The 24,623-nt window shown below is 66.8% G+C and carries 28 protein-coding genes; 9 read left to right on the top strand and 19 right to left on the bottom strand.

The window, feature by feature from the left end; all coding sequences use genetic code 11:
- Positions 1 to 111: 111 nt before the first annotated feature.
- The 3 genes from AC3A4T_RS01990 to AC3A4T_RS01980 all read right to left on the bottom strand — a co-directional run bounded on the left by AC3A4T_RS01990 (position 112) and on the right by AC3A4T_RS01980 (position 4,166).
- Positions 112 to 1,560: a phospholipase effector Tle1 domain-containing protein gene (locus AC3A4T_RS01990; protein ID WP_487673834.1), complete on the bottom strand. Its 1,449-nt coding sequence runs from the start codon at positions 1,558 to 1,560 to the stop codon at positions 112 to 114.
- Positions 1,542 to 1,739 (bottom strand): hypothetical protein, encoded by a 198-nt coding sequence (locus AC3A4T_RS01985; RefSeq protein WP_487673833.1) that lies wholly within the window; start codon positions 1,737 to 1,739, stop codon positions 1,542 to 1,544. Before AC3A4T_RS01985 ends, AC3A4T_RS01990 begins: the two co-directional genes overlap by 19 nt.
- Before the next feature lie 396 nt (positions 1,740 to 2,135).
- Positions 2,136 to 4,166, bottom strand: coding sequence for a M2 family metallopeptidase (locus tag AC3A4T_RS01980; protein ID WP_487673832.1), 2,031 nt, complete (start codon positions 4,164 to 4,166; stop codon positions 2,136 to 2,138).
- 571 nt (positions 4,167 to 4,737) lie between these two features.
- Here AC3A4T_RS01980 and AC3A4T_RS01975 point away from each other — a divergent pair.
- Positions 4,738 to 5,115 carry a hypothetical protein gene (locus tag AC3A4T_RS01975; RefSeq protein WP_487673831.1) on the top strand — a complete coding sequence of 126 codons (378 nt, stop codon included), beginning with the start codon at positions 4,738 to 4,740 and terminating at the stop codon, positions 5,113 to 5,115.
- A 245-nt stretch (positions 5,116 to 5,360) separates the two neighbouring features.
- On the opposite strand, the gene AC3A4T_RS01970 is transcribed toward AC3A4T_RS01975, so the two are convergent.
- From AC3A4T_RS01970 to AC3A4T_RS01945, 6 genes are all read right to left on the bottom strand, one after another.
- Positions 5,361 to 6,992, bottom strand: coding sequence for an SDR family NAD(P)-dependent oxidoreductase (locus AC3A4T_RS01970; RefSeq protein ID WP_487673830.1), 1,632 nt, complete (start codon positions 6,990 to 6,992; stop codon positions 5,361 to 5,363).
- A gap of 161 nt (positions 6,993 to 7,153) precedes the next feature.
- Positions 7,154 to 7,627 carry a hypothetical protein gene (locus tag AC3A4T_RS01965; RefSeq protein WP_056111259.1) on the bottom strand — a complete coding sequence of 158 codons (474 nt, stop codon included), beginning with the start codon at positions 7,625 to 7,627 and terminating at the stop codon, positions 7,154 to 7,156.
- 225 nt (positions 7,628 to 7,852) lie between these two features.
- Positions 7,853 to 8,122, bottom strand: a complete 270-nt coding sequence (minE, locus tag AC3A4T_RS01960; RefSeq protein WP_036109358.1) for a cell division topological specificity factor MinE — start codon at positions 8,120 to 8,122, stop codon at positions 7,853 to 7,855.
- Positions 8,123 to 8,126: 4 nt separating this feature from the next.
- On the bottom strand, positions 8,127 to 8,936 hold the full coding sequence (gene minD, locus AC3A4T_RS01955) for a septum site-determining protein MinD (RefSeq protein WP_036109357.1): 810 nt from the start codon (positions 8,934 to 8,936) through the stop codon (positions 8,127 to 8,129).
- A 25-nt stretch (positions 8,937 to 8,961) separates the two neighbouring features.
- Positions 8,962 to 9,762: a septum site-determining protein MinC gene (gene minC / locus AC3A4T_RS01950; protein WP_487673829.1), complete on the bottom strand. Its 801-nt coding sequence runs from the start codon at positions 9,760 to 9,762 to the stop codon at positions 8,962 to 8,964.
- Complete coding sequence (locus tag AC3A4T_RS01945) at positions 9,753 to 10,370, bottom strand: GNAT family N-acetyltransferase (RefSeq protein ID WP_487673828.1); 618 nt, start codon at positions 10,368 to 10,370, stop codon at positions 9,753 to 9,755. Before AC3A4T_RS01945 ends, minC begins: the two co-directional genes overlap by 10 nt.
- A 141-nt stretch (positions 10,371 to 10,511) precedes the next feature.
- Between AC3A4T_RS01945 and AC3A4T_RS01940 the strand changes: the two genes are divergently transcribed.
- From AC3A4T_RS01940 to AC3A4T_RS01920, 5 genes are all read left to right on the top strand, one after another.
- Entirely contained in the window at positions 10,512 to 11,714 is a 1,203-nt protein-coding gene (locus AC3A4T_RS01940; RefSeq protein ID WP_487673827.1) for a sensor histidine kinase, read from the top strand.
- The gene (locus AC3A4T_RS01935) at positions 11,711 to 12,364 is read left to right on the top strand and encodes a response regulator (protein ID WP_036109344.1); all 654 of its coding nucleotides are present in this window, start codon (positions 11,711 to 11,713) and stop codon (positions 12,362 to 12,364) included. Before AC3A4T_RS01940 ends, AC3A4T_RS01935 begins: the two co-directional genes overlap by 4 nt.
- A gap of 389 nt (positions 12,365 to 12,753) precedes the next feature.
- Positions 12,754 to 13,845, top strand: a complete 1,092-nt coding sequence (locus AC3A4T_RS01930) for a polyketide cyclase (protein ID WP_487673826.1) — start codon at positions 12,754 to 12,756, stop codon at positions 13,843 to 13,845.
- 378 nt (positions 13,846 to 14,223) lie between these two features.
- Positions 14,224 to 14,625: a DUF423 domain-containing protein gene (locus AC3A4T_RS01925; protein WP_487673825.1), complete on the top strand. Its 402-nt coding sequence runs from the start codon at positions 14,224 to 14,226 to the stop codon at positions 14,623 to 14,625.
- A gap of 2 nt (positions 14,626 to 14,627) precedes the next feature.
- A complete protein-coding gene (locus AC3A4T_RS01920) occupies positions 14,628 to 15,326 on the top strand; it encodes a DNA-3-methyladenine glycosylase family protein (protein ID WP_487673824.1) in 699 nt (232 codons plus the stop codon).
- 322 nt (positions 15,327 to 15,648) lie between these two features.
- Here AC3A4T_RS01920 and AC3A4T_RS01915 read toward each other — a convergent pair whose 3' ends face one another.
- The 8 genes from AC3A4T_RS01915 to AC3A4T_RS01880 form a co-directional block, all read right to left on the bottom strand.
- On the bottom strand, positions 15,649 to 16,353 hold the full coding sequence (locus AC3A4T_RS01915; protein WP_487673823.1) for a class I SAM-dependent methyltransferase: 705 nt from the start codon (positions 16,351 to 16,353) through the stop codon (positions 15,649 to 15,651).
- A 3-nt stretch (positions 16,354 to 16,356) separates the two neighbouring features.
- Positions 16,357 to 16,752, bottom strand: coding sequence for a hypothetical protein (locus AC3A4T_RS01910; RefSeq protein WP_487673822.1), 396 nt, complete (start codon positions 16,750 to 16,752; stop codon positions 16,357 to 16,359).
- Positions 16,753 to 17,036: 284 nt separating this feature from the next.
- Positions 17,037 to 17,840 carry a M15 family metallopeptidase gene (locus AC3A4T_RS01905; protein ID WP_487673821.1) on the bottom strand — a complete coding sequence of 268 codons (804 nt, stop codon included), beginning with the start codon at positions 17,838 to 17,840 and terminating at the stop codon, positions 17,037 to 17,039.
- An 86-nt stretch (positions 17,841 to 17,926) separates the two neighbouring features.
- Positions 17,927 to 18,103, bottom strand: a complete 177-nt coding sequence (locus tag AC3A4T_RS01900; protein WP_157476612.1) for a hypothetical protein — start codon at positions 18,101 to 18,103, stop codon at positions 17,927 to 17,929.
- Complete coding sequence (locus AC3A4T_RS01895) at positions 18,100 to 18,282, bottom strand: type II toxin-antitoxin system antitoxin (protein ID WP_487673820.1); 183 nt, start codon at positions 18,280 to 18,282, stop codon at positions 18,100 to 18,102. The genes AC3A4T_RS01900 and AC3A4T_RS01895 overlap by 4 nt, the downstream gene beginning before the upstream one ends.
- Entirely contained in the window at positions 18,279 to 18,680 is a 402-nt protein-coding gene (locus AC3A4T_RS01890; RefSeq protein WP_487673819.1) for a hypothetical protein, read from the bottom strand. Before AC3A4T_RS01890 ends, AC3A4T_RS01895 begins: the two co-directional genes overlap by 4 nt.
- Positions 18,681 to 18,689: 9 nt before the next feature.
- Positions 18,690 to 19,556, bottom strand: a complete 867-nt coding sequence (locus AC3A4T_RS01885; protein WP_487673818.1) for an SPFH domain-containing protein — start codon at positions 19,554 to 19,556, stop codon at positions 18,690 to 18,692.
- A 223-nt stretch (positions 19,557 to 19,779) separates the two neighbouring features.
- Positions 19,780 to 20,661, bottom strand: a complete 882-nt coding sequence (locus tag AC3A4T_RS01880) for a hypothetical protein (protein WP_487673817.1) — start codon at positions 20,659 to 20,661, stop codon at positions 19,780 to 19,782.
- 230 nt (positions 20,662 to 20,891) lie between these two features.
- Here AC3A4T_RS01880 and purT point away from each other — a divergent pair, with 230 nt between their 5' ends.
- From purT to AC3A4T_RS01865, 3 genes are all read left to right on the top strand, one after another.
- Positions 20,892 to 22,091, top strand: a complete 1,200-nt coding sequence (gene purT / locus AC3A4T_RS01875) for a formate-dependent phosphoribosylglycinamide formyltransferase (protein ID WP_487673816.1) — start codon at positions 20,892 to 20,894, stop codon at positions 22,089 to 22,091.
- A 97-nt stretch (positions 22,092 to 22,188) separates the two neighbouring features.
- On the top strand, positions 22,189 to 22,611 hold the full coding sequence (locus AC3A4T_RS01870; RefSeq protein WP_487673815.1) for a hypothetical protein: 423 nt from the start codon (positions 22,189 to 22,191) through the stop codon (positions 22,609 to 22,611).
- Between the two features lie 181 nt (positions 22,612 to 22,792).
- Positions 22,793 to 23,170, top strand: coding sequence for an ADP-ribosylation/crystallin J1 (locus AC3A4T_RS01865; protein ID WP_487673814.1), 378 nt, complete (start codon positions 22,793 to 22,795; stop codon positions 23,168 to 23,170).
- Positions 23,171 to 23,414: 244 nt separating this feature from the next.
- Here AC3A4T_RS01865 and AC3A4T_RS01860 read toward each other — a convergent pair whose 3' ends face one another.
- Together AC3A4T_RS01860 and AC3A4T_RS01855 are read right to left on the bottom strand one after the other, a co-directional pair.
- A complete protein-coding gene (locus AC3A4T_RS01860) occupies positions 23,415 to 23,762 on the bottom strand; it encodes an SMI1/KNR4 family protein (protein ID WP_487673813.1) in 348 nt (115 codons plus the stop codon).
- Positions 23,749 to 24,585, bottom strand: coding sequence for an ATP-grasp domain-containing protein (locus tag AC3A4T_RS01855; protein WP_487673812.1), 837 nt, complete (start codon positions 24,583 to 24,585; stop codon positions 23,749 to 23,751). The genes AC3A4T_RS01860 and AC3A4T_RS01855 overlap by 14 nt, the downstream gene beginning before the upstream one ends.
- Positions 24,586 to 24,623 lie beyond the last annotated feature (38 nt).

The following is a 24,623-nucleotide window of genomic DNA, read 5'->3' as shown; positions in this document are numbered from 1 at the left end:
CGTGGTCCGCAGCGATGATCCGGCGGCGCGGCCGCCCGCGCCAGTCCCGATCGGGCGGGGCAGATGGATCGGATCGGGGGGTTCGCGCCGGGACGTGCCTGTCGTCCTGATTCAGCGTGGCCCGGCTTGTGCCTGGCTGTTGTCACCGGGCACCGCCGAGTAGTACTGCGCGACCCGCTTATGTTTCAGCAAGGCCTCAGGCCGGTACGCGTTCTTGCGATCGCGGATCAATACCCGTGAGGCCTCGAAACGCTCCAGCACGGTCGGATCCAGTTCGGCCTCGTCCTGAATCGGACGCGGCGCGCTGGACCACTTGAAGCAGCGCATCCACCAGGGGCCTTGTTGCCGTGCGAATACCTCGCAATGCTGCGGCCCGAGAGGATCCGGGTGCAGATGCAGTTTGCTCATGTCCAGCAAAATGGGATGCGGGCCGGCGGTCGCTTCGTCGATCATCCAGCGCAGGGAGATGTCCGACAGGCGCGACTCCTCTTCCGCGTAGCTGCCGCCGATGTCGGAATGGTTGCCGGCGAACCAGCGCTGGCGGAAGTGTCCGCGCGTGTCGTCCTGCCGGTCTTTATTCACCCGGCTTCCCCAGGTGACGCGCCCAAAGGCGATCCGCGTTTCGTCGATGGCCAGCGCGTGGCGCGCGATGGGAATGCGCGGGTCCAGAAAACGATCGTAGTTCTGCGAGCGCCACAGGGCGAAATGCCACGGCCGGGTCTCGCATCGAACGTCCTTCGACGCCCATCGAAAGGTGATGCGTGCGTAGGCGAACAGCGCCAGCGAGATGCCGGCCAAGAACACGACCCCCGCCACCTCCCATTGCGTCCGATCGAACCAATGACTCGCCAGCGCGCCCAGCGCCATGCTCACCGCACCCAGAACCAATGCAGCGACACCCATCAGCGCCAAACGCGCCGGCACGGGCAGACCCAAGGCCGCCACCGAATCGAATACGCCGATGAATTCGGGATGCACATCGCCGCGCGCGGGATGGTCTCCGGATCCGTACTTCAATCGAAAACGCCGGGCGATCGCCTCGCGCTGGCGTTCGAAGCGCTTGCGAGGGTGCCCGGCGCCATGCTCGTAGACTTTCACGACCGCCTCGGTGGCGATCGCGCGCAGCGCCCGGCCTGTTCTCGGCAGCGACCCGCCCTGGCCATCGGTGGTCGGCACGCCGCACAGGTTCAATACGTTGGCCAAGGCGCGCACGGTGTAGCCGCCGCGGCTGAATCCGAACAGATAGATCCGGTCGCCCGGTTCGTAGCGTTTGAGGATGGCCTCGTAGCAATCGATGACGTTGGTGCTGAAGCCCAGGCCGACCGCCAGCCCGGCCCAGGATTTCAATCGTTCCCACAGGCCCAGACTGACGTTACCGGCCGCGTTGGACGTTCCGAGACCCGGTTCGTAATAAGCGACCTGTTCGCTGGGATCGATCGGGCTGTCCGGCCCGACCCGACTCGCGCGGAACAGCTTGTAGATGTTGCTCAGTTGCTGATCCGGGCGAACGCCGCCGATCTGGCCGGTCCCGTCCGCGAATATCAGAATGTTCTTTGGCATGGTCGAATGCGCGCCTGTGCGGGCTTGGGCTTTTGGGTCGGGTCGACGACGGCTTTCGTGACGCCGACGAGCGCTTGCGCATTCACCACGGAAAATGCGTTCGCCAACCCGAATGCGGGCGCTTCCGGATTTCGATGCGTCGCTTCATGCCTGCGCCGGATCGTGGTCGCCGATTTCACTCGGACCCCATCCATCCAGCCTGGGACATCGCAACGGATCGCGCGTCCCGGTCGTCGTCGTCGTTTTTGTCCGATAAACGTCAGGACGTGGGCCGGCGTGAACGGCGCGAGCGCATGGACGTTGTTTCGCGCGAGCGGCGTTTCACAGCGATCAAATGCTTCAACGAATTAGCCCGATCGGATCGGCCAACAATCGGCCGCGGAGAGTCGAACGTTGGCGCTCCGACGCCAACGTCTGTCGCCGGCCAAATCGCTCCGCCGACCACTGCCCGAATCCCGAATCCCCAATCCCCAATAACAAACAAGCCGGCATAAGCCGGCCTGTCTGCATCACTTCAATGTCGCAAGCAAGGATCGATCAGCCTTCAAGCCCGATCGATCGCCGCCGCGCGCGGCTCAACCTTGCACAGGCTTCGCCTTGGCATCGGCCTTCACCGCCGGCTTGGCCGGCGACACCGGCGCCGGAGCGCCCGCGGCCGAGGCCTGCCAGCCGCAGCTCTTGCCTTCGTTCTGCTGCTTGAGCCAGGTCTGCAGCGGCGCGAAGTATTCCAGCACCGCGGTGGCGTCCATCTTCTCGCCGCCGGTCAGTTCCTTCATCGTCTGCTGCCACGGCTGGCTCGCGCCCTTGCTCAGCATCGCCTCGAACTTCGCGCCCGCGGCCTTGTTGCCGTAGAAGCTGCATTCGTACAGCGGGCCCTTGTAACCGGCCGCGTCGCACAGCGACTTGTAGAACTGGAACTGCAGGATGTGCGAGAGGAAGTAGCGCGTATACGGCGTGTTGCCCGGCACGTGGTACTTCGCGCCGGCGTCGAAGAACTCCTCGCCGCGCGCCTGCACCGGCGCCACGCCCTGGTACTTGGCCTTCAGTTCCCACCACGCCTTGTTGTAGGCATCGGGCTTGATCGAGCCGTCGAACACGCCCCAGCGCCAGCGGTCGATCATCAGGCCGAACGGCATGAACGACACCTTCGCCAGCGCCATGCGCATCTGCGCGTTGATCAACGCCTCGTTGCTCTGCTGCTGATTGCCGACCATGCCGATCGACTGCAGGTACTTGGGCGTCATCGCCAGCACGATGGTGTCGCCGATGGCTTCGTGGAAACCGTCGTGCGCGCCGGTCTGGAACAGCGGCGGCTGCTTGTTGTAGGCCAGGTAGTAATACACGTGGCCGAGCTCGTGATAGATCGTGGTGAAGTCTTCTTCGTTCGGCTTGATGCACATCTTGGTGCGCACGTCGCCGCCCATATTCATGTCCCACGCGCTGGCGTGGCAGACCACGTCGCGGTCGCGCGGCTTGACGAACTGGGTCTTGGCCCAATAGCTGTCGGGCAGCTTGGGCATGCCGAGCGAGACGTAGAAGTCCTGCGCGCGCTCGGTCATCTGCTTGGCGTTGGCCAGGTTGGCGTCGACCTCGGTCTGCGCCTGCTCCAGCGGGCTGCGATCGCCGCCGGCCTTGGCTTCCTGCGCATCGAGCACCTGCTGGTACTGACGCGCGAGCGCGCCGTTGATGTCGAGGCTGCCGGCCTGCTGCTCGGTATAGGGCGCGAGCACGTCCCACAGATTGCCCCAGTCCTGCTGCCACATGTTGCCGAGCAGGTGCGCCGGCAGCATGCCGCCGCCGGTCTGACCCTTGTCGACGCCGTACTTGGATTCCAGGCGCGAGCGGGTGTAGCAATGCAGTTGTTCGTACAGCGGCTTGACCTGGCCCCACAGGCGGTCGGTCTCGGCGGCGAGTTCGGCCGGGCTCATGTCGTAGCCCGAGCGCCACAGCTCGCCGGTGTCGGCGTAGCCGAGGTTCTGCGCGCCTTCGTTGACCAGTTCGACGAAGCGCGTGTAGTCCTTGCGCATCGGCTTGGAAATCGTGTGCCAACCCTTCCAGGCGTCGAGCTGGGCGTCGTAGTCGCGGCTGTTGCGCAGCACGTCTTCCAGATCGCCGAGCTGACGGCAGTCGGTGTCGCCAGGGCCGCTGCAATAGCTGCCCGAGCCGTACATGCCTTCCATGCGGGTGGCGATCTGGGTGAGTTCGGCGAGCTTGGCCGGGTCCTTCGGCGCCGGCATCGCGGTGCCGATCTTGAGCAACTGGATCGCGCGCGCGGTCGCCGGCGACATCTGCTTGCCTTCGAACTTCTTCGACTGCTCGATCCAGCTGTTGAGCTGGGTGAGGTAGCGCTCGTTGGCCTTGGCCGACAGCAACTGGCTGTCGTCGTTGATGTAGGTCGACGACAGCCACTGCGCGGCGGTCATCTCCGGATACATCTTCTTGTACTCGTCGTTGACCCGCGCGATGAACTGGTCCGCGGTCTCGCCCTCGGGCGCGGCGGCCGGAGCGGTGGTGCTCGAGGAGGGGACGGGTTCCTTCTTGCAGCCGCTCAGGCCGATCACGGCCGCAGCGACGCCGAGCGCCAACAAGGCGCGGACATGTTTCATGTGTGCTCTCTCCGGAAGAAGTGCGGCGCTTCGCGCGCGAGCCAGAAGGCTAGAGGCCGGGTCGGTCCGGCGCAAGCCGGGCTTGATCGGGCCGTCGGGATCGTCCGTCCGGCAGGTGAACGCCGGAGCGGCCGTAAGGAACTTTTGCGCAAACTCGGCACAGCCGCCGGACTGAAAACGGTTACGGCGCAGGTAGGGTGAGCCCGAATTTGGCCGATTCAGGCGAATTGCGCATTGTGACCCGCGAACGCCGTCGCGGAATTTTGTAAATAATTCGTTACGTGAAAACGTTTAGATTGTTTTATTTGTGTTATTCACGTGCGCTTTACGCAACGGCGAAGCCTTTTCGCAGCCGTTCGTTCAGTTTCTGATACGGCCACGATCCGGCCTAGCCCGATTCATGTCACAAAAACAGAATTGATTTGTGACGCGAAAACGGAAAAAGTGACGTCCAACGGCAGCCGTTCATCGGCTGCGCTGCCGGGGCGGGCAGGGCCGATCGGGGTATCTCTTCGGAGGGCTCCGTTCAGCGCACCCAACCCGGCACGGTCCTGGCTTCAAAAGGTAAGGCATGAAACATACGACGGGCACCGCGAACGGCACGCTGCACACCGCCACTCTGGCCTCGGCCCTGCCGATGCGCGGGCGCGAAGGCGGGGTCTGCCTGTTCTCGGCCGACCTGAGCTGGGCCCGCGAACAAGCGCCGGCGACCTCGCGCAGCCTGTTCGCACGAATTCAGTTCACCCGTATCGCCCTGTTCGCGTTGCTCGCGCTGGCGGTGGTCGGGGTGGTGATGATGAATGGGCCGGCCGATGCCGGCCCGAACCGTTCGCTTTCCAAGGCGCTGCCCGATCCGGTCAGCGAAGCTGAGGTCGAATCGGTGGTCGCGAACACGGGGCACCCGGCCGCGCGCCTGAAGGCGACGGCCGAACGCACGGTGGCGCGCTGACGCGCGAACCGGCGTACACCCGATACGGAACTCGGTGGGAGTAGGCGCCTGGATGGCGCAATCAGGGGAAGGGAAGCAAGCAGTACGCTTCAGCAGTACAAGTCGGAGTCCGGTTATGGGGATAATCCGTTCCGCGCAGTTTGAATGGCGTCGGCGCCACGGAAGGCGTCGGTGACCGCTGTCTTCCCGGCCCGTGTACGGGCCAGGAACAAGACCGACCTACCGCCGCGCGCAAGGCGCCGGCATCACCAGTCCGTAGGCGCGTAATCCTTGAGGAACTGACCCCACACGTGGGTGCCGGTGTTGAAGCCGTGGATGATCGGATCGACGATGCGCGCGGCGCCGTCGACGATGTCCAGCGGCGGATGGAAGCGTTCCTCGATCACCTTGCGCGCGGCGATCTCGACCGGATCTTCGTCGGTCACCCAGCCGGTATCGACCGAGTTCATATGGATGCCGTCGCCGTGGTAATCCGCGGCCGAGGTGCGCGTCATCATGTTGAGCGCGGCCTTGGCCATGTTGGTGTGCGGGTGCTTGGTGGTCTTGAAGTTGCGGTAGAACTGGCCCTCGACCGCCGACACGTTGACGATGTGCTTGTCGCGGCGCGGGCTGTCGCCCTCGGGCACGCGCAGCATCAGCGGCTTCAGCCGCGCGTTGATGATGAACGGCGCGATCGCGTTGACCAGCTGGGTTTCCAGCAACTCCACCGACGGCACCTCGTCCATCTGCAGGCGCCAGGAATTGCGTCCGCGCAGGTCGACCTGTTGCAGGTCCTGATCGAGGCGTCCTTCGGGAAACAGATGCGCTTGGCCGAGCAGTTCGTCGGCGAGCAGCGGCACCTGCGACAGTTCGGCGGCGCGGGTCAGGCCGGTCGCGTCGATCAGCGAGCGCACGTTGCCTTGCGCTTGCACGGCGGAGTTGCTCCCGCTTTCGCCAGCATCGGGCAGCAGATCGAACGCGCGCAGGCCTTCGTAGCGGCCGACCAAGCGGCGCACGTCGTCGGGCATCTCGTGCAGCGCGGAGGTCTCGCCGGCCATCATGTGCGCATAGAACGCCGGCGGGCGGCGCACGGTCTGGCAGGCGTTGTTGATGATGAAATCGAGTCGTTCGCGGGTCGCCAGCAGTTCGCTGCAGAACGCTTCCACGCTCGGGGTGTGGCGCAGGTCCAGGCCGAACACTTCCAGGCGATGGCCCCACTGGGCGAAGTCGGGCTCCTGCGCGTAACGCAGCGCCGAGTCGCGCGGAAAACGGGTGGTGACGATCAAACTGCAACCCGCGCGCAGCAGCTTCAATCCGGCCTGATAACCGATCTTGACCCGGCCGCCGGTCAGCAGCGCGACCCGGCCGCTGAGGTCGGCGGTTTCGGTGCGCTTGAAGAAGTTGAGCTCCGCGCAAGGCGGGCACATCTGGTCGTAGAAGTGATGGACCTGGGTGTATTTCTTCTTGCACACGTAGCAATGCAGCAGCTCGGGCGATTCGCTGTAGGCGATCGGCTCGGGCGCGTTGTTGCTGGGATCGTGCTGGCCGGCGGGCTGCGGCGGAAAATAATTCGGCGTGGTGAACACCGGCTTGCGGCGCAGCGCGCGGATGCCGGTCTGGTTGAGCAGTTCGTCGGCCTTGCGCAGCTTTTCCTGATGGCGGTCGCGCGCCTGTTGCTTGAGTTGCTTGCGCCGCGCCTTGGGTTCGGGATGGAAGGCCTGGGCGATCGCCTGGTGCAGGCGCGCGCGCTCGTCGGCGGGCAGCGCGTCGAGCATCGCGCGGTCGGCGTTGAGCTGTTCGAGCACGGCGAGCGCGTCGCGGACGCGATCGAGCAGCGGCGCGCGGTCGGTCTGCGCGGCGTCGGCGCCGTCCTGGGCGTTGTCGGTGGGAGTATTCAAAAGAGGGGGTCCGCGGCGCACGGCGAGGGTGCGCGATTCAATGGGGCTGATCGAAAGGGCGATGCGAAGGCGCGATTCTACAGTGCGCGCCCGTGACCGCCCGCGGACCGCCATGGAGGATGGATCGGGTGGCCGCTGATTCGACCGGCGGCGCCCGGGTCTTAAATCGCCAGAACCCGTTCAGGCAGCCGCACCAGCCCGTGTTCGGCCAGCCATTGCCAGGAGGTTTCGGCGTCCTGCTCGACGTAGGCGCGCGCCGAGCCCATGCGGAAGCTGTAGCCCCATTCGTCCATGTCGGCCAGAATGCGGTCGCGGCCGGCGCCGGGCAGGGCGTCGCCCAGCAGGGTCTGCAGCACGCACACCGCGTCTTCTTCCTCGACCGAGTCGGTGGCGTCGGTATGCACCTGCGCGCGGCGTTCGGGCGGCAGCACGATCAGGTGCGCGGCTTCGTGCAGCAGCGAATGCACGGGCGTGTCGCCGCGCGCGTACACGGTGCTGCCGATCAGGCCGGCCTCGTTGTCGCCCCAGTAGCTGCCCGGGATCGCCTCGCCGTCGGCGACCCGCTCCAGGCGCAGGTCGTAGCGCGCGAGCAGGGCGGCGGCGTCGTCGAAGGCGATGTCGGACAGGGTGAGCATGGGGTGGGGCGTTTTTGGTAGTAGAGGGTAGAGCGCGCTTGGGGCAAACGCAGTCCGCACGGGTGCGGGGGATTGCGATAGAGGCCCGAACAAAGCCGCATAGCCTTGGCGATGCGATATATGGCGTATTGACGCCGTCGTCGTATTGACGCGGTCGCGGCTTACGCCGCTCCTACAGGGGGATACGGGGCAAACAGCGGCGGTCGGCGGGCCGACCGCTTGCCGTCAGGCTTGCGCCTGGTGCGGGGTTTCCGGCAGCGCGACGGAAATATCCAGCACCTTGTTGTCGCCTTCGCCGATCAGATCGACCTTGACCGATTCGGCGTCGACGTTGACGTACTTGCGGATCACTTCAAGCAGCTCGCGCTGCAGCATCGGCAGATAGTCGGGACCGCCGCCGCGGCCGGCGCGCTCGTGCGCGACGATGATCCGCAAACGCTCCTTGGCGACGTTGGCGGTGGGTTTCTTGGCCAGCAGGAAGTCGAACAGACCCATGAGCTCAGCCTCCGAACAGCTTGGTGAAGAAGCCCTTCTTTTCCACTTGCGTGAAGCGCATCGGTCGGGTGTCGCCGAGCAGGCGGGCGACGGCGTCGTCGTAGGCCTGGGCGGCATCGGATTCGGTTTCCAGGATCACCGGCTCGCCCTTGTTGGACGCGTTGAGCACGTCGCCGGATTCGGGAATCACGCCGATGGTCTTCAGGCCGAGGATTTCCTCGACGTCGCCGATGCTGAGCATCTCCTGGTCTTCCACGCGCTTGGGGCTGTAGCGGGTCAGCAGCAGGTGTTCCTTGACCTTCTCGCCGTTCTCGGCGCGGCGGGTCTTGGATGCGAGCAGGCCCAGGATGCGGTCGGAGTCGCGCACCGACGAGACTTCCGGGTTGACCACGACCACCGCCTGATCGGCGAAGTACATCGCCAGGAACGCGCCTTTTTCGATACCGGCCGGCGAATCGCAGACGATGTAGTCGAAGCCTTCGGCGGCGATGTCCTCGAGCACCTTCTGCACGCCTTCCTTGGTCAGCGCGTCTTTGTCGCGCGTCTGCGAGGCGGCCAGGATGAACAGGTTCTCGAAGCGCTTGTCCTTGATCAGCGCCTGCTTGAGGTTGGCTTCGCCGTTGACCACGTTGACGAAGTCGTACACCACGCGGCGTTCGCAACCCATGATCAGGTCGAGATTGCGCAGGCCGACGTCGAAGTCGATCACGGCGACCTTGTGGCCGCGACGGGCGAGGCCGCAAGACAGGCTGGCGCTGGTGGTGGTCTTGCCGACGCCACCCTTGCCCGAAGTGACAACAATTATTTCGGTCAAAACACGTTCCTCCAATGGTGCGGCGTCAATCCAGCGCCGCAATTTTGATTTGTTCGTCTTCCAGCCAGATCTGCACGGCCTTGCCGCGCAGCTCCTTCGGGATGTCTTCGAGCACCTTGTAATGGCCCGCGATCGCGACCAGCTCGGCATGAAACTCGCGGCAGAAGATGCGGGCCTTGGTATTGCCTTGCGCGCCGGCCAGCGCGCGTCCGCGCAACGGGCCGTAGATGTGCACCGAGCCGTCGGCGATGACTTCGGCGCCGGCGCCGACCGTGGTCAGCACGGTCAGATCGCGGTTGTCGGCGTAAATCTGTTGGCCCGAGCGGACCGGAGCGGATTGGATAAGTCCAACCGAAGTGGACTGAGCAACCGCCGCTGGCGCCGTAGCCGAGCGCGACACTTTAGCCGGCTCCGGCGCGGCGACCGCCGCGGCCTCACGTCGAGGCGCGGCCGCTTCCGGCGCGGTGGCGCCGTCGGCGCGTTCGTACGACGCGCGGAACTTGGCCAGCAGCGGCAAGCCCAGCGCCTGCGCCAACCGATCGGTCTCGCTGGTGCCGTAAGCCAGCGCCACCGGCAGCACGCCGGCGGCGCGCAGCCCGTCGAGCAAGGCTTGCGCGGTGACCGCGTCCGGGGTCTGGCTGAGGCCGCCGAAGTCGATCACCACCGCGGCGCGGCCGAACATGTTCGGCGCGCGCTGCACGCGGCTGCGCATTTCTTCGGTCAGGCGTTCGACATCGAGGGTGCGGATGCGCAGGTTGGCGATGCCGACTTGGCCGATCTTGAGTTCGCCGGCCTGTTCGTAGTCCACGGCTACGCTCACGGGCACGTCCCGGTCGGCCGCTGCGCGGCCTGGTCGGGCACGCGCTGCACCGGCACCCGCGGACGGGTCAGCCAGCTGGCCTCGGGCAGGGCGTCGCCATAGGTTTCGCGCACCCAGGCGTAGCTGCACAGCGGCTTCATCAGCATCGCCGCGCGCACGCCGGCTTCCTCCATCACGTGCTGGCCGACCTCGCGGAAACCGAAGCTGCCATGGAACAGCAGCGCCGGGTCGTTGCCGCCTTCCAGGAACACCTCGCAGGCCAGCTGCGGATAGCGCAGCTCGGCGTAGCTTTGGGCGTCGGCATAAAACGCGCGGCCGACACCGCCGCCGCGGCGCCGGCTGGCGACGACGATGCGGTCGATGTAGAAGAAATCCGGGTGACGATCGCGAAACCAGCGGAAATTACTGCTGTCGTGATCGGTGTTGGCGCCCATCCCAATCAAGAAACCGGCCAGGGTCCCGTCGCGCTCGGCGACGCGGAAATATTCGGCGCTGTCGAAGAAATGACGCAGACGGGCCGCATCCAGCGGCAGGATCGCGGGGCCGGCGGCGTTGTTGAGGGCAAGGACGGAATCCAGCTCGTGCTCACGCACGTCGCGGACGACGATCGACATTCCACGCTCCAAGTATTCAAAAACCGGCACGCGTTCCGTGCCGGCGTCCCGATTATCGCATGGCCGTCCGCCTGGGGCGAACGGCAAGTGCATGACTTCTGGACGGCTCGGCGGGGGCGCCCATACCGTTAGCATGCATTCATGCTGGCTCGCCTCACTCCTACTCAACTCATGCGGTTCGCCGGGCTGTTCACCTGGGGCATGGCGGGGTGCTGGCTGGTGATCATGTGGCTGGAGCCGGAAGCGGCCGCCACCCTGCCGGGCGGCAGCGAGCACACCTTCTTCCTGCTGATCCTGCGCTGGGTCGCGATCCATCTGGCCTTCGGCGCGGTGTACTGGTGGGCCAGCCGCGGCCTGGGCCAGCGCCGGCCGGGGCCGACCGACTACGCCATGGTCCTGGTCCTGACCGCCTGCGCGATCGGGGTCGGCTACTACTCCAACAGCGGCATCGGCAGCATTCTGCTGATGGTCGTGGCCGGGCTGCTGCCGTGGCTGCTGCCGCTGCGGGTCGGCGCGGCCTGGCTGGTGCTGGGCAATCTGTCGATCATCCCGGTGTTCGTGATCGCCATCGGCCAGCCGCTGCTGGTCGCGATCGTGCAGTCGCTGGCCTATGCCGGCTTCTCCAGTCTGGTGTTCGTCAGCTCGCTGGTGGCGATGCAGCAGGCCCTGGCCCGCGAGGACCAGCGCCGGCTCAACGCCGAACTGCGCGCGACCCGCGCCCTGCTGGCGGAAAGCGCGCGGATAAACGAGCGCACCCGGATCTCGCGCGAACTGCACGACTTGTTGGGCCACCACCTGACCGCGCTGAGCCTGAACCTGGAGGTCGCCGGTCACCTGTCCGAAGGTCGGGTCAAGGAACACGTGCAGCAGGCGCATACTCTGGCCAGACTGCTGCTCACCGACGTGCGCGAGGCGGTCAGCCAATTGCGCGAGAACGGCGCGATCGATCTGGCCCTGGCGCTGCGTCCGCTGGCCGAAAACGTACCGGCGCTGGACATCCGCATCGACATAGAAACGCCCCTGACCCTGGACGATCCCGAGCGCGCCCACGTGCTGCTGCGCTGCACCCAGGAGATCATCACCAACACCGTGCGCCATGCCGGCGCGCAGCACTTGTGGATCGATGTGCGCCGCAACGGCGAACAGATCGTCATGAGCGCGCGCGACGACGGCCGCGGCGCCGATCACCTGATCGCCGGCAACGGCTTGCGCGGCATGCGCGAGCGGCTGCAGCAGTACGGCGGACAACTTCTCATCGAAACCCGGGCCGAGGCGGGCTTTTGCCTGCAGCTGACACTCCCCGCCACCGCGGCCGCCATGGCCCGCGAAGGAGCGCTTGCATGATCCCCAACCCCATCCGCGTATTGCTGGTCGACGACCAGACCCTGGTCCGGCAGGGGGTGCGCTCGCTGCTCGCCCTGGCCGAGGGCATCGAGGTCGTGGCCGAGGCCGGCGACGGCCGCCAGGCGGTCGAGATCATTCCGCAGATCCGTCCGGACGTGGTCCTGATGGACATGCGCATGCCGGTCATGTCCGGCCTGGAGGCCCTGCAGGCGCTGTCGCGCGCGGGTTACCTGCCGCCGACCATCATCCTGACCACCTTCGACGACGACCAGCTGGTGCTGGCCGGGCTCAAGGCCGGCGCCAAGGGCTATCTGCTCAAAGATGTGTCGCTGGCGCAGCTGGTCGGCGCGATCCAGGCGGTGGCCGACGGCGGCTCGCTGGTCCAGCCGGCGGTGACCCAGCGCCTGCTGTCGGGGCTGGAGCACATGCGCAACGACTTCGTCAGCCTGGACCGGCCCGATCCGCTGACCGAGCGCGAGACCGAAATCCTGCGGCTGATGGCCGGTGGCTTTTCCAACAAGGAAATCGCCAATTCGCTGGGCGTGGCGGAGGGGACGATCAAGAATCACGTCTCCAACATCCTGTCCAAACTGGGCGTGCGCGACCGCACCCGCGCGGTGCTCAAGGCGTTCGAACTGCAGTTGGTCTGAGTCGTCGGGCTGAATCGTCGATTCGATTCGGACGCTTCCGGCCCGGCGCGCCGCGCCGGGCGTTCGCGATAGAGCGAGTCGTTCATCCGGAGCGGCCGCGCATTGGACGCATCGAAGGCGCCGATCGCGCCCGTGTCGCGCACTCTCGGCCCCCGCCGACTTGTCCGAATTTGCGCATCCGCATCCGCGCGGCCGCCGCGTACCGTGGCGAATGCGGGCGGCAGACGAGGAAAAGCCGGTGATTTCCCGGCTTTTCGCGACGCGATGGTCCAAGTGGGCGATTCGGCGAATTTTCTTCGCTGTGACGGCTGTCCTAGCCGGGATTTATCTTGCTACGATTGTGGGTCTGCGCCCCCGGCCCGATCCGGGCCCGGCCCTGGAGAACCTGAATGACCCGTCTGATCGAGATTCTGATTTCACTGGCGATCGTCGCCGTGCTGTTCCTGGTTGTCGGCATCGTTCTGCCGTCGAGCCGCCATCTGTCGCACTCGGTTGAGACCAACCGCAAGCTGACCATCGTGTTCGACACGTTGAACAGCATGCGCCGCTTCAAGGATTGGAACCCGCTGGCCCTGCGCGATCCGAACATGGAGATCAAGCTGGTCGGCAAGGAAGAGGGCGTCGGCGCCCGTCTGGAGTATTCGTCCAAGGAACGCGGCCTGGGCAACGGCAGCTGGGAAATCGTCAAGAGCGAGCCGGGCAAGCTGGTCGGCTACAAGATCAGCAACCTCGAGCGCGGCGACAACAAGCGCTCCGAGTTCACCCTCAAGCCGACCGGCAAGAACAACCGCAACGTCGAGATCACCCAGACCTACGACGTCGACTACGGTTGGGACCTGCTGGGCCGCTACTCCGGCCTGTACGTGAGCAGCAACGTCGGCGAAGACGTCAAGATGGGCCTGGCGCGACTGAGCAACCTGCTCGCGACCGTGCCGAACTACGACTATTCCAAGCTGGCCGAAACCGATCCGGCCGGCGCGCCGAAGATCGTCGACCGTCCGGCCGAGAACGTGCTCAGCGTGACCGCCGCGGTCGAGCGCAACAACGACAAGATCAAGGGCCAGATCCACTCCAACATGGAATGGATCAAGAAGGTCATCGCCGCCAACGGCCTCGAGGCGGTCGGTCCGGTCCGCATCGTGACCAACGAGTTCGGCGCCGAAACCTATTCGTTCGACGTGGTCCAGCAGGTGCGCAAGATCGGCGACACCAGCACCGAAGCGACCAAGCTCGACGTCAAGATCGACGGTCCGGGCAACCCGGTCAAGGCCGAGTTGCTGCCGCCGACCAAGGTCGTCGTTTCCTCCAGCAGCGGCCACAACTTCGCGGCGCTGCCGCCGGTGCGCGACGCGGTCCGCGCCTGGGCGCTGACGCGCGGCTACACCACCACCGATCGCCCGTACGAAGCGTGGAAGGCCGGCATCGACGAAAGCTTCGATCCGGCGCTGGGCAAGTTCGACGTGTACTGGCCGGTAAAGTAAGCCGCGCCACATCGCGACGCCGCCGAGGCGGTGTCGCGTGCGAAAACGCGCCGCGGTTTTCCGCGGCGCTTTTTTTTGGCGCTCGCGTTGCCGCGTGCCGGTCGGGCGATGGATTGCGGGCGCTGCGTTGCGTCGCTCGCCTTCGACCGGGAACGTCGCCGCCCGCATCACCGCCGAGAGGCGGCTGCGTGGACTATTGATCTGCAGTCGCAAGGAATGGGGTGATCCGGCCAGCGCCGGCGCGGCGGTTGCTCCTGCGATGCACCGACCGCTGCATTCCTGCGCTTGCATGCGACCTTGGATCGCATGGCCCACGCGCCGCGGGCCACGGCTCGGCTGTTATCGTGGCGTTCCGCGAATCCCATGGTTTCGACCCGCATGAACCTTCCCGCGCACGACGCCCGCGATGGGCGAGCCGCGTTGTTCCCGTTGCCGTTTTCGTCGCGATTCTTGGCCGCCGCCGGGGCCTTGCTGGCCGCGCTCGCGGTCGCCTTGTCGGCCTACGCCGCGCACGTGGCCGATCCGGCTGGGCAGTCGCGCCTGCAGACCGCGGCGATGTACGCCTTCGGCCACGGCATCGCGCTGGCCGCGCTGGCGCCGTTGGCGCGCCGCGCCCTGGGCCGTTACGCCTTGATCGCGGTGTTGATCGGCACGCTAGTGTTCGCCGGCGGCCTGGCGTGCGCGCATTTCCTTCATACCTCGACCGCGCTGCTGCCGTATGGCGGCAGCCTGATGATCCTGGCGTGGCTGGTCTACGCCATCGATGCGCTGAGGCGCTGAGCATGCCGCGCCAGGTTCGCGGTTACGACGCGCAGGCCGCTTACGCGCACTTGAGCAAACGCGACCGCAAGCTCGGTGCGTGGATGAAGAAAGTCGACGCGCTCGAAGGCGGCCCGATCCCGACCGATCCGCGTTGGCGCAAAACCTTCGATCCGGTCGATGCGCTGGCGCGCGCGATCTTGTTCCAGCAACTCAGCGGCAAGGCCGCCTCGACCATCGTCGGCCGGGTCGAAGCCGCGATCGGCGCGAGCCGTCTGCATTACGACACTCTGGGCCGTTGCGACGATGCGACTCTGCGCGGTTGCGGCGTGTCGGGCAACAAGCTGTTGGCGCTGCGCGATCTGGCCGCGCGCGAATCGCGCGGCGAGATTCCCGATCTGCGGCGCATGGCCGGCATGGACAACGAAGCGATCATCGCCGCGCTGGTGCCGATCCGCGGCATAGGCCGCTGGACCGTGGAGATGATGCTGATGTTCCGGCTCGGCCGAGCCGACATCCTGCCGGTCGACGATCTCGGCATCCGCAAGGGCGCGCAGCGGGTCGACAAGCTCGAGGCGATGCCGGCGCCGAAGGCGCTGGCCGAACTCGGCGAGCGCTGGGGGCCGTATCGCAGCTATGCCAGCTTGTATCTATGGCGGATCGCCGATATCGGCGATGGACCGAAGATCGGCAAGGCCAAGACGAATCGTTCGCAGGATTGAGCGACGGTGGGTCGATGCACTTGGTGGGTGGGTTTTTACCGGGCGAGTGCGTGCGATCTGAGACAAGAGCGTCGAGGCTGAAGCCCCTCCCACAAAAGACCTCGGGGCTTCGACGTACAGTCCCGCATCAGTTCCTGGCAAAGGCGTCGCTCTGTGCAGGAACCTTCGTGCACAAGAATTTTTCCCGCACGAGGCCTTATAGCCGCGAAGTCTTTTGTGGGAGGGGCTTCAGCCCCGGCGCTTTTGTCTCAGGTAGCGGCGCAATCTGGAGGCTTGAGGTGGGGCGCGAGACATTGCGTCCATCCGAACAGGAAGCAAGCACCTAGCCCGTATCCGCAACCAGCAGCAACGAAACAGGCCGCCCGCTCACCGGATGCACCGGTTCGGCCAGTTCGCGCAAGCGCAGTCCGCTGCGTTCGAGCAGCGCGACCCAGCCGCCGATGGTGCGGAAATACCACGGCGCCGGTTCGCCGAACGCCGCGTCGCAACCGGCCCAACTGCCGTCGCGCCAACCGTCGATGTAGGGCGCCTCGCCGCAGGCTTGCGGCGGATGCAGGGTCTGGATCAGCACCCGGCCGCGCGGGTTCAATAGGCCCGGCATCGCGCCCAGTAGGCCGGCCACGCTGTCGTCGCCGAGCAGAGAGAAGTTGCAGATCGCCAGGTCGTAACGCGTGCTCAAAGCGCCGGCAGCGATGTCTTCGTAACTCAGACAGTCGTAGCGTGGCTCGGACGCGTCGGCGCCGGTTTGCATCTGGCGGGCGGCATCGATCAAGTCCGCTATCGCATCGACGCCATGCACGTCGATGCCGCGCACGCACAGTGCGCGGCTGAGCCAGCCTTCGCCGCAACCCAGGTCGAGCACGCTGCGCGGCGCCAGCCGCAGCGCGGCATCGACGACGGCGCGGTCGGTGACCAGGCGCCGGCTTTCGATCGTCTGCGCGCGCACTGTGCGGGTCCACGGCGCGGCGTTCTCTTGCCAGGCCTCGAGCACGCGCGCATCGCTGTGGCGCGGTGGAGTGCGGGTCATGGCTCAGGCTTCGGCGGCGGTAGGGTCGCGGCGGCGTGAGGTCGAATACGCCAGCCACGCCAGGCCGGCCAGGGCCAGCACCGCGATCGATCCCGGCAGGTACAGCACGAACCAGGCGATCGCGGTGTCGGCCTTGCCGTAGGTCCAGATCGTGAACGCCGCGAACAGGCCGTCGGCCAGGATCAGGAACGCCAAGGTGGTGGTGCGGCGCACGCTGGCGAGCAGGCAGGTCAGGGCGATCAAGGCCTGCGGCAGGCCGATGTAGAAGAAATTCATCGCGCCGGCGTACAGCGATTGCGACAGGCCATGGCCGTCGGCGATCCACGACTGGGCGAAGAAATACCCGAACGGCAGCGAGAACAGAATGGTGGCGAGCGGCCAGAACCGGCGGGTGCTCATGCGACGCTCCTTGAGCGGATCGGATTTCGATTGGGTTCGACGACCCCGCCTGGTCCCGCGGCGGTACGCATGCGATGCGTACTGTTTTGTAGCCAGTGGTGCCACAACGCCGGCTGAGTGGAATGCGGTGGCACACCCGATGCTGCTTCGTTACACGTGGGTTTCGAAGCCGACGCCCGATCCGCCCGCGTCGATGCGCTCAGCCCGCCGCCGCCGCGGCCATCGCGGTCAGGCCAGCGCGCTCAGATCAGCGTGCTCGGACCGGCATGCTCAGACCGGCGTGCTCAGACCGACGTGTAACGCCAATGCCAGGGTTCGTAGACGATCCCGTGCGGATTGCCGCGCGGATAACTCATCGCATAGCCGTAGCCTCCGGCGCGCTCGCGCAACCAGGCGAAGGCCGCGCTGTGTTCGAAGGATTCTTCGGCCGGCGGTTCGCCCGGCGTGCCGATGTCCAGCGCCAGGCCGCTGTGGTGTTCGCTGTAGCCCGGCGCGGCGTTGACGGTGAGGATCTCCTCGACGCTCAGGCCGCGCGCGAGTTTGCGTTCGAAGATGCCCAGTTGGTAATCGTGGCTGCGATAACCGGAGATCGCGTCGAGCACGATGCCGTCGCGTTGCGCGGCCTCGCGCAGATGAGTCCAGGCGCGCGCGGCGGCCGGGTGCAGCCACAGCGGGCGGCGGAAGCGGTCGACGCCGGCCAGCGCCAATCGATCGGGTTCGGCGACCAGGGCCAGGCCGGTGCGTTGTTCGTAGGCGCCGCCGTCCAGGTCGAGCGCGTCGAGCCGATGCTCGATCCGATCCAACGGCAGCTCGTGCACGCGGACCAGGCCTTCGCGGCGGTACTCGACAATGCTGTCCAGGGCGTCGAGCGCGGCGTCGATGCCGTCCTCGCGCATCAGCCGGTGGACCAGCGGCAGCAGGCCTTCGGGCAGGTCGGCGGCGAGGAAACGGCCGTCGTGCTTGCGCCGCAGCACGTGGCGCGCGCGCGCCAACGCGCGGGCGTCGTGGTTGCTGCGCGCGCGCAGCAGGCCGCCCGGCCACAGTTCGATCTCGGGCGTGTTGATCAGGACAGTGCCGGGGCCGCGCATGGGCTCAGGTTAACGGCTGCGGCCGCGGCGTGTCACGTTGCCGAGGGCCGGCCGGGCTGAAGTGTGCCGGGCAGCGCGCGGACTGGTCATGCCGGCTGCTTGAAATACAGACGGGTGCCGAGGATGCCCGGGTCGTGTTCGACCGCGACCAGTTCCCAGCCCTGTTCGCCGCGCTGATCGAGTTCGCGCTGGATGCGTTCGCGCATCGGCGCCTCGAACAACTGATAAGTGAGTTCGGTGACGTGGTGCTTCCATTGGCTCATGCGTCGTCCTCGGGCGTCGGGGTGTCCTGGCGCGGTAGCCGGCCGCTCTTGCGCAGCGCCTCGCGCAGGACATATTCGATCTGCGCGTTGAGCGAGCGCAACTCGTCGTCGGCCCAGCGCTGCGCGGCGGCGAGCACTTCGGCGTTGATGCGCAGCGGGTAGGCCTTCTTCTCGCTCACCGGCGGCCGGTCCGCTCGCCGCGCGATCCATTCGCTGTGTCGTTGCGCTGCGAGTCGCGGTCGCGGTAACCGCGTCGCGCCTTGGCCACCGCCAGCATCAGCGCCACCACCAGGCCGTTGACCGCGATCAGCAGCGCCACGGTGACGCCGGTGGTGCGGCTGTCGTTGCCGGCGGCCCAGTAGTAGCCCGGCGCGGCCAGCAGGATCGCGATGGCGATCAGCGCGAGCAGCCGCGACAACCGCTCCGCAGTCGCGGCCGGGTCGCGCAGGCGCGAGGCATCGAGCCCGTTGACCAGGTGCAGGTTGCCGCGCGCGACCAGGACCGCAGCGACCAGGGTCGGCACCGCGCTGATCAGCATGATCGCCGGCAACATCAAGGCGTGAGTGGTCGTGCTCATGGGCGGGCCTCAGTACAGGGTGCCGGCGTTGACGATCGGCTGGGTGCTGCGGTCGCCGCACAGCACCACCAGCAGATTGCTGACCATCTGCGCCTTGCGCTCTTCGTCGAGCTGCACCACGCCGTTCTTCTGCAATTCGGCCAGGGCCATCTCGACCATGCCGACCGCGCCGGAGACGATGCGGGTGCGCGCGGCGATCACCGCGTTGGCCTGCTGGCGCTGCAGCATGGCGTGGGCGATTTCCGGCGCGTAGGCGAGGTGGCTGATGCGCGCGTCGACCACGTGGATGCCGGCGTCGGCCAGGCGTTCCTGCAGTTCGTCGCGCAGGTGCACGGAAATCTCGGCGGCGTGGCTGCGCAGCGAGAGCTGGCCGTCCTCGTGCTGGTCGTAGGGATAGCTGGTGGCCATCGCGCGCACCGCCGACTCGGTCTGGATGTGGACGAAGGTTTCGTAGTCGTCGACGTTGTAGACCGCCTCGGCCGAATCGACCACCTGCCAGACGATCACCGAGGCGATCTCGATCGGGCTGCCGTCGAGTTCGTTGACCTTGAGCCGGCCGCTTTCGAAATTGCGCACGCGCTGGCTGACCTTGCGCTTGGCGAACAGCGGGTTGTTCCAGCGCAGGCCGTTTTCCTTGACCGTGCCGATGTAGCGGCCGAACAGGCTCAGCACCGCGGCCTGGTTGGGTTCGACCATGTACAGGCCCATCAGGCAGAACGCGGCGGTCGCGCCGATCAGCGCCGAGGCCACCATGGACAGGAAGCGGCCGGGCTCGACGAATCCGGTGAGAAAGCCGTAGGCGCAGACGAGCAGGATCAGCGACAGGCCGATCAGGGTCGGAATGCCGGGCAGGGAGGTGGTCGGGTTTTCTTTCATGGCGTCGGCTCGGTCGGTGTCTGCGATATTGATATCAGATTGATATCAAATTAGGGCGGCCGTTCGTCGGGGCGGTGCGTCGGGCGAGGTGGCACGCCCGGTCTGGCTTGAGCGGCGGTCTGAAATCCCGCGACCACGCCAACTCGCCTGCCGGCGCAAACCGCCGGCGGCGATGCTCCATCCGATTCCCGATTCCCGATTCCCGATTCCCGAATCCCAGCCGTCAAGGCGTAACCCGATAAAGCGGCGCCGGAATGAATTCCCCGGTCGCATACAGGCTGTGGCCGTCGGCCGACCAGCCCAGCGCCTCGGCCTGCGGCAGCCACGGCAGATCGCTGACCCGCGGGGTGCCGGTGACCGCCTGGGCCCAGCTCTGCTTCGGCTGGCGCGGGTACTGCAACAGGTAGCGATACGTCATCACCGCCAGGGTCGCGCCGTCGGGCGAGATGTCGGCCGCGGTGACCTGGCCTTGCAGCTTGGCCCGGCCGGGGTTTGATTTGCGCAGTGCCTCGTCGGCTTGCGGGATACCGGCCAACTCGCCGAGCCGGGTCGCGGTCTGCAACGCATTGCCGGCCGGCATCAGCGGCAGCGCGAACAGCTCCGGCGGCTGGCGTTTCTTCGAAATCAGCAGCACCTGCCTGCGCGCCACGTCGACCGCCACCGCTTCGCAGTCGCGCGCGCCGTCGGGCCAGCGGAACGCGATCGACCAGGCCGGCTTGAGCCGCGCGTTCTCGATCTTGGAAGGCTCTTCGATCACATGCAGCTGCAGGCTGCGGCGCAGGCCGCCGTTGTCGCCGGTGTCGGCGATCAGCAGGTAGGAGCGGCCGTCGAGTTCGAACGCGGCCATGTCCTCCCAATCGGTCTTGGTCACGCCCTCGATCCGCAACGTGGCCAGGCGGTCGCCATTGGTCGCGACCGCGAACAGGCGCTCGGGGTTGCCGCCGTCGTCGTGCATCCACAGCACGTCCGGATGCCGGCGCGAGGCGGCCAGGCCGCTGATCTCCGACAGCTGCGGGTCCAGCATCATCCCGGCCAGTTCGCTGCTGCCGTGTTCGGGCGGCGTGTCCGAGCCCGAGCACGCGGCCAGCACGGCAGCGCCGAGCACGCCCGAGAGCCACGCCAACCGGCGCCGAACGCCGCCCGGCGCGGCGGCGGCGCGGGCGGTCGGCGGGGCATCCGGCGATGCGGGAGCGACGGCGCGCGCTGCGGGCCGAGGACGGGCAAAGGGCATGGCCACAGCATCGCACGGGCGATGTGTGCCGCCATAGTCCGCGAACGCCGCGCCGGCGCGGAAAGTTAGACTAGGCTCATCCCACCCCACTTGAGGTTTCGTCCATGACCACGCTCGGTACGCCGCTGTCCCCGCACGCCTTTCGCGTGCTTCTGCTCGGTTCGGGCGAGCTGGGCAAGGAGGTGGCGATCGAGTTGCAGCGCTTCGGGGTGGAAGTGATCGCCGCCGACCGCTACGCCGACGCGCCGGCAATGCAGGTCGCCCATCGCAGCCACGTGCTCGACATGCTCGACGGTCAGGCCATCCGCGCCCTGATCGCGGCCGAGCGGCCGCATCTGATCGTGCCGGAGATCGAGGCGATCCACACCCAGACCCTGGTCGAACTGGAACGCGAATTCGCCGAGCGCGGCACCGAAACACGGGTGATCCCGACCGCGCGCGCCGCGCGCCTGACCATGGACCGCGAAGGCATCCGCCGTCTCGCCGCCGAAACCCTGCAACTGCCGACCTCGCCGTACCGCTTCGTCGACACCGTCGAGGACTACCGTGCCGCGGTCGCCGAACTCGGCCTGCCGTGCGTGATCAAGCCGGTGATGTCGTCCTCGGGCAAGGGCCAGAGCCTGGTGCGTGATCCGGGCGAGATCGACAAGGCCTGGAACTACGCTCAGACCGGCGGCCGCGCCGGCGCCGGCCGGGTCATCGTCGAAGGCTTCATCGATTTCGAATACGAAATCACCCTGCTGACCGTGCGCCATGCCGGCGGCGTGACCTACTGCGCACCGATCGGCCACTTGCAGCGCGACGGCGACTACCGCGAAAGCTGGCAGCCGCAGCCGATGAACCCGGTCGCGCTGGCGCGCGCGCAGCAGATCGCCCGCGCCATCACCGACGATCTCGGCGGTTACGGCGTGTTCGGCGTGGAGTTGTTCGTCAAGGGCGACGAGGTGTGGTTCAGCGAGGTCTCGCCGCGGCCGCACGACACCGGCCTGGTCACGCTGATTTCGCAGGACCTGAGCGAATTCGCCCTGCATGCGCGCGCGATCCTCGGCCTGCCGATTCCGACCATCCGCGAACACGGCGCGTCGGCTTCGTGCGCGGTGCTCGCCCAGGGCGTCGGCGTGCCGGTGTTCTCCGGCGTCGATGCGGCGCTGGGGCAGGTCGACACGCAATTGCGCCTGTTCGGCAAGCCGCGCGTGGAAGGCCAGCGCCGGGTCGCGGTGACCCTGGCCTTGGGCGCCGACATCGATCAAGCCCGCGCCAAGGCGCGCGAAGCGGCGGCGCAATTGCAGATCGAATTGCGCTGAGCGCGAGCAGGCGCCGCGATCCTCGATTCGCGGCGCGACAGCGTCCGCCGCCGCGCGCGCCGGACCACCCGGTACCGAACCATCCAGGGAAGCGACGATGAACGACACGCAGGGCTACGCGGTATTTTTCTTCCCGCAGGCGTTGGAGGTGCTGGGCGATGCGATCCGGCCGTATCTGCTCGACGGGCCGGCCGGCGCGCATGTGCTGTGCAAGGAAATCGACACCGGCGGCGCGTTCACCGAAATGACCCTGGAAGGCCGCACCGCCGACGGACAGTTTTTGTCGCTGGAGTTGATGGTGCCCGGCAGCATGGTGCGCATGATCGTCTCGGCGCACGGCGAAGGTTCGTTCGGTTTCGGCGCCAGCCTGCCTAAGCCCGCGCCGAAAGCCGCGCCGAAGACCGTGCCCGCGACTGTCGCGCCAGCCGCGGTGCCAAGTTCCGCTCCGACGCCCGCGCCGGCGGTGCCGGATGCGCCGGCGACGGTTATCGCGGCCAGCAATCCGAATAAAACCGAGTAAGCCCTGGATAAACCCGACTGAGCGGCGTCGTCACCGAGCCGCCGCGATCGTACCGCGTCGCACGCGCGCATCGTTTGCGAGCGCGATCGACGCAAACGCGGTAGATTGCGCCGCTTCGGGCCGGACGATGGATTCGGCCCGCACTTCGCCTGCGGGTCGGGCGCGGACAAGGAGTCCAGCAATGAACGCTGCAAGCAAGCACGAAGACACCGTCACCCTGTACAGACCGGTTGGCCCGGAGGAGCTGGCGAAGCTGCGCGACAGCGCATTCAAGCGCTGGCCGCCGCGTCTGCCCGAGCAGCCGATCTTCTATCCGGTGACCAACGAGCAATACGCGGCCGAGATCGCCGAACGCTGGAACATCAAGGACAGCGGCTACGGCGCGGTCACCCGTTTCCAGGTGCGCGCCGCGTTCATGGCCCGCTATCCGATCCAGAAAGTCGGCGGCGCGCATCACACCGAGTGGTGGGTGCCGGCGGAGGAGCTGGAAGCGCTCAACGACGAAATCGTCGGGACCATTGAGGTCATCCGCGAATTCCATCGGCCTGCCGAGGGCTGAGCCGCGCGCGGCGCTGGCGGATCGGCGATCGCCGCGTCAGCGTTGCGTATCGGTTGGAGATATCGCCAGGCTTGAGCGACCCGTCAGGTTCGCACTGGCGGTTGGTTTATTCGTCGTCCGCCGAACTCGGATGCGGCGCGATGCACGGGTCGCGACGAATTGGTCGTGGATGGTTGCCGGTAGAGCGCCCGCTACGTTGGCAACGACGTGCGTTCGCGCAACGATGCTTCAGGCTAGTTAAGCCTCAATCCAACGGACAGCCTGCGTCGAGCCAGCCCGCAAGATCGTCGCCGACCACGACGAAGTCGTCCTCGCTCATGCTGCCGTGGCCGACCACGAACACGGTCGGTGGCGCCAGCCCCGCGTGCACGAGGATCGCGCGGCCGCCGCCATCGTCGCCGATGGTCAGATAGCCCGGGCAATAGACCTGGGTTTCATAGCATTGATTGCGTTCGGTCAGTTCCTCGACCGCGTACAAACGGACCGCACCGATCTCGCCGCCGCCATGGCCGGCGATCGCCTCGCGCAACCCCGTCGCGATCGGCGCGCCGAACCAGCGCTCGATCGCCGTCCACGGTTCATGCGGGCGCATCGGCTTCGACCGCCGTGGCCGCGTGAGGCGAGGCGGCGAAATGCACGGTCACCGCGGCGACGATCTTCTCGATGTCGTGCGCATAGAAGCCCGACGAATTGAAGGTATTGAATTCGATCACCTTGAGCCCGTCGTCGGTCTGGGCCACGTCCATCACGCAGGTGCGGTGCGGCAGCCAGCCGTCGGCCAGCGCCTGCGCCTGTTCGTACAGTTCCGGACGCGCGACCGCGTTGGCCATGCGCTGGCCGGCGATGCGGTAGGAGGAGCCGTCCACGACGGTGCCGTCGACGATGAAATATCGCCACTCGGCGTGAATTTTCCGCGGCGGCGCGACGATCACTTCGGTATCGCCGTCGAAACTGAAGTTGCCCGAATCCACGCTGCTCATCCAGCGGCGGATTTCCTTGGCGACGGTCACCGTGCCGTCGAAATGCTTAAGGTCATGCAGCGGGCGCACGAACCAGACGCTGTCGTCGGGCTCGTGTTCCATCGCCGCCATGCACTCGCGCACGCTCATCTGCCGCACGTGCTGGTTGAGCATGTCGTCGCGGTTGCGATTCCAGCAGTCGACGCGGAAGGTGTCGGGATCGAAGCACAGCCCGGCCCAGCCGCGCTGCATCGCCAGCCGGGTCAGCTTGGTCGCGCCGTAGGGAATCACCACGCCGTCGATCTGCGGCACGTGGTTGCCGAGTTCATCGGAGAACGGAATGACCTGAATCTCCTGCACGCGCGCGCCGGCATCCTCGGCGGCGTTCCACACCCGGCGGATCTGCTCGTCGGCGATGAAGTTGGTCTGGATGGCCCAGGTGACTGAGGTGCTCATACGATGGTTGCCGCTCGGGGTGGGTGCGATGACGCAGG

Source organism: Lysobacter sp. Soil_N_51, assembly GCF_057655755.1.
The sequence above is the reverse complement of the archived record's forward strand: the minus strand, read 5'-3'. Positions and strand labels throughout refer to the sequence as shown.

Coding starts and splice junctions, on each gene's coding strand:
- AC3A4T_RS01990 (WP_487673834.1), bottom strand. CDS start 1,560: ATGCCAAAGAACATTCTGATATTCGCGGACGGGACCGGCCAGATCGGC.
- AC3A4T_RS01980 (WP_487673832.1), bottom strand. CDS start 4,166: ATGAAACATGTCCGCGCCTTGTTGGCGCTCGGCGTCGCTGCGGCCGTG.
- AC3A4T_RS01975 (WP_487673831.1), top strand. CDS start 4,738: ATGAAACATACGACGGGCACCGCGAACGGCACGCTGCACACCGCCACT.
- AC3A4T_RS01965 (WP_056111259.1), bottom strand. CDS start 7,627: ATGCTCACCCTGTCCGACATCGCCTTCGACGACGCCGCCGCCCTGCTC.
- minE (WP_036109358.1), bottom strand. CDS start 8,122: ATGGGTCTGTTCGACTTCCTGCTGGCCAAGAAACCCACCGCCAACGTC.
- AC3A4T_RS01945 (WP_487673828.1), bottom strand. CDS start 10,370: ATGTCGATCGTCGTCCGCGACGTGCGTGAGCACGAGCTGGATTCCGTC.
- AC3A4T_RS01940 (WP_487673827.1), top strand. CDS start 10,512: ATGCTGGCTCGCCTCACTCCTACTCAACTCATGCGGTTCGCCGGGCTG.
- AC3A4T_RS01935 (WP_036109344.1), top strand. CDS start 11,711: ATGATCCCCAACCCCATCCGCGTATTGCTGGTCGACGACCAGACCCTG.
- AC3A4T_RS01930 (WP_487673826.1), top strand. CDS start 12,754: ATGACCCGTCTGATCGAGATTCTGATTTCACTGGCGATCGTCGCCGTG.
- AC3A4T_RS01925 (WP_487673825.1), top strand. CDS start 14,224: ATGAACCTTCCCGCGCACGACGCCCGCGATGGGCGAGCCGCGTTGTTC.
- AC3A4T_RS01920 (WP_487673824.1), top strand. CDS start 14,628: ATGCCGCGCCAGGTTCGCGGTTACGACGCGCAGGCCGCTTACGCGCAC.
- AC3A4T_RS01915 (WP_487673823.1), bottom strand. CDS start 16,353: ATGACCCGCACTCCACCGCGCCACAGCGATGCGCGCGTGCTCGAGGCC.
- AC3A4T_RS01910 (WP_487673822.1), bottom strand. CDS start 16,752: ATGAGCACCCGCCGGTTCTGGCCGCTCGCCACCATTCTGTTCTCGCTG.
- AC3A4T_RS01905 (WP_487673821.1), bottom strand. CDS start 17,840: ATGCGCGGCCCCGGCACTGTCCTGATCAACACGCCCGAGATCGAACTG.
- AC3A4T_RS01900 (WP_157476612.1), bottom strand. CDS start 18,103: ATGAGCCAATGGAAGCACCACGTCACCGAACTCACTTATCAGTTGTTC.
- AC3A4T_RS01890 (WP_487673819.1), bottom strand. CDS start 18,680: ATGAGCACGACCACTCACGCCTTGATGTTGCCGGCGATCATGCTGATC.
- AC3A4T_RS01885 (WP_487673818.1), bottom strand. CDS start 19,556: ATGAAAGAAAACCCGACCACCTCCCTGCCCGGCATTCCGACCCTGATC.
- purT (WP_487673816.1), top strand. CDS start 20,892: ATGACCACGCTCGGTACGCCGCTGTCCCCGCACGCCTTTCGCGTGCTT.
- AC3A4T_RS01870 (WP_487673815.1), top strand. CDS start 22,189: ATGAACGACACGCAGGGCTACGCGGTATTTTTCTTCCCGCAGGCGTTG.
- AC3A4T_RS01865 (WP_487673814.1), top strand. CDS start 22,793: ATGAACGCTGCAAGCAAGCACGAAGACACCGTCACCCTGTACAGACCG.
- AC3A4T_RS01860 (WP_487673813.1), bottom strand. CDS start 23,762: ATGCGCCCGCATGAACCGTGGACGGCGATCGAGCGCTGGTTCGGCGCG.
- AC3A4T_RS01855 (WP_487673812.1), bottom strand. CDS start 24,585: ATGAGCACCTCAGTCACCTGGGCCATCCAGACCAACTTCATCGCCGAC.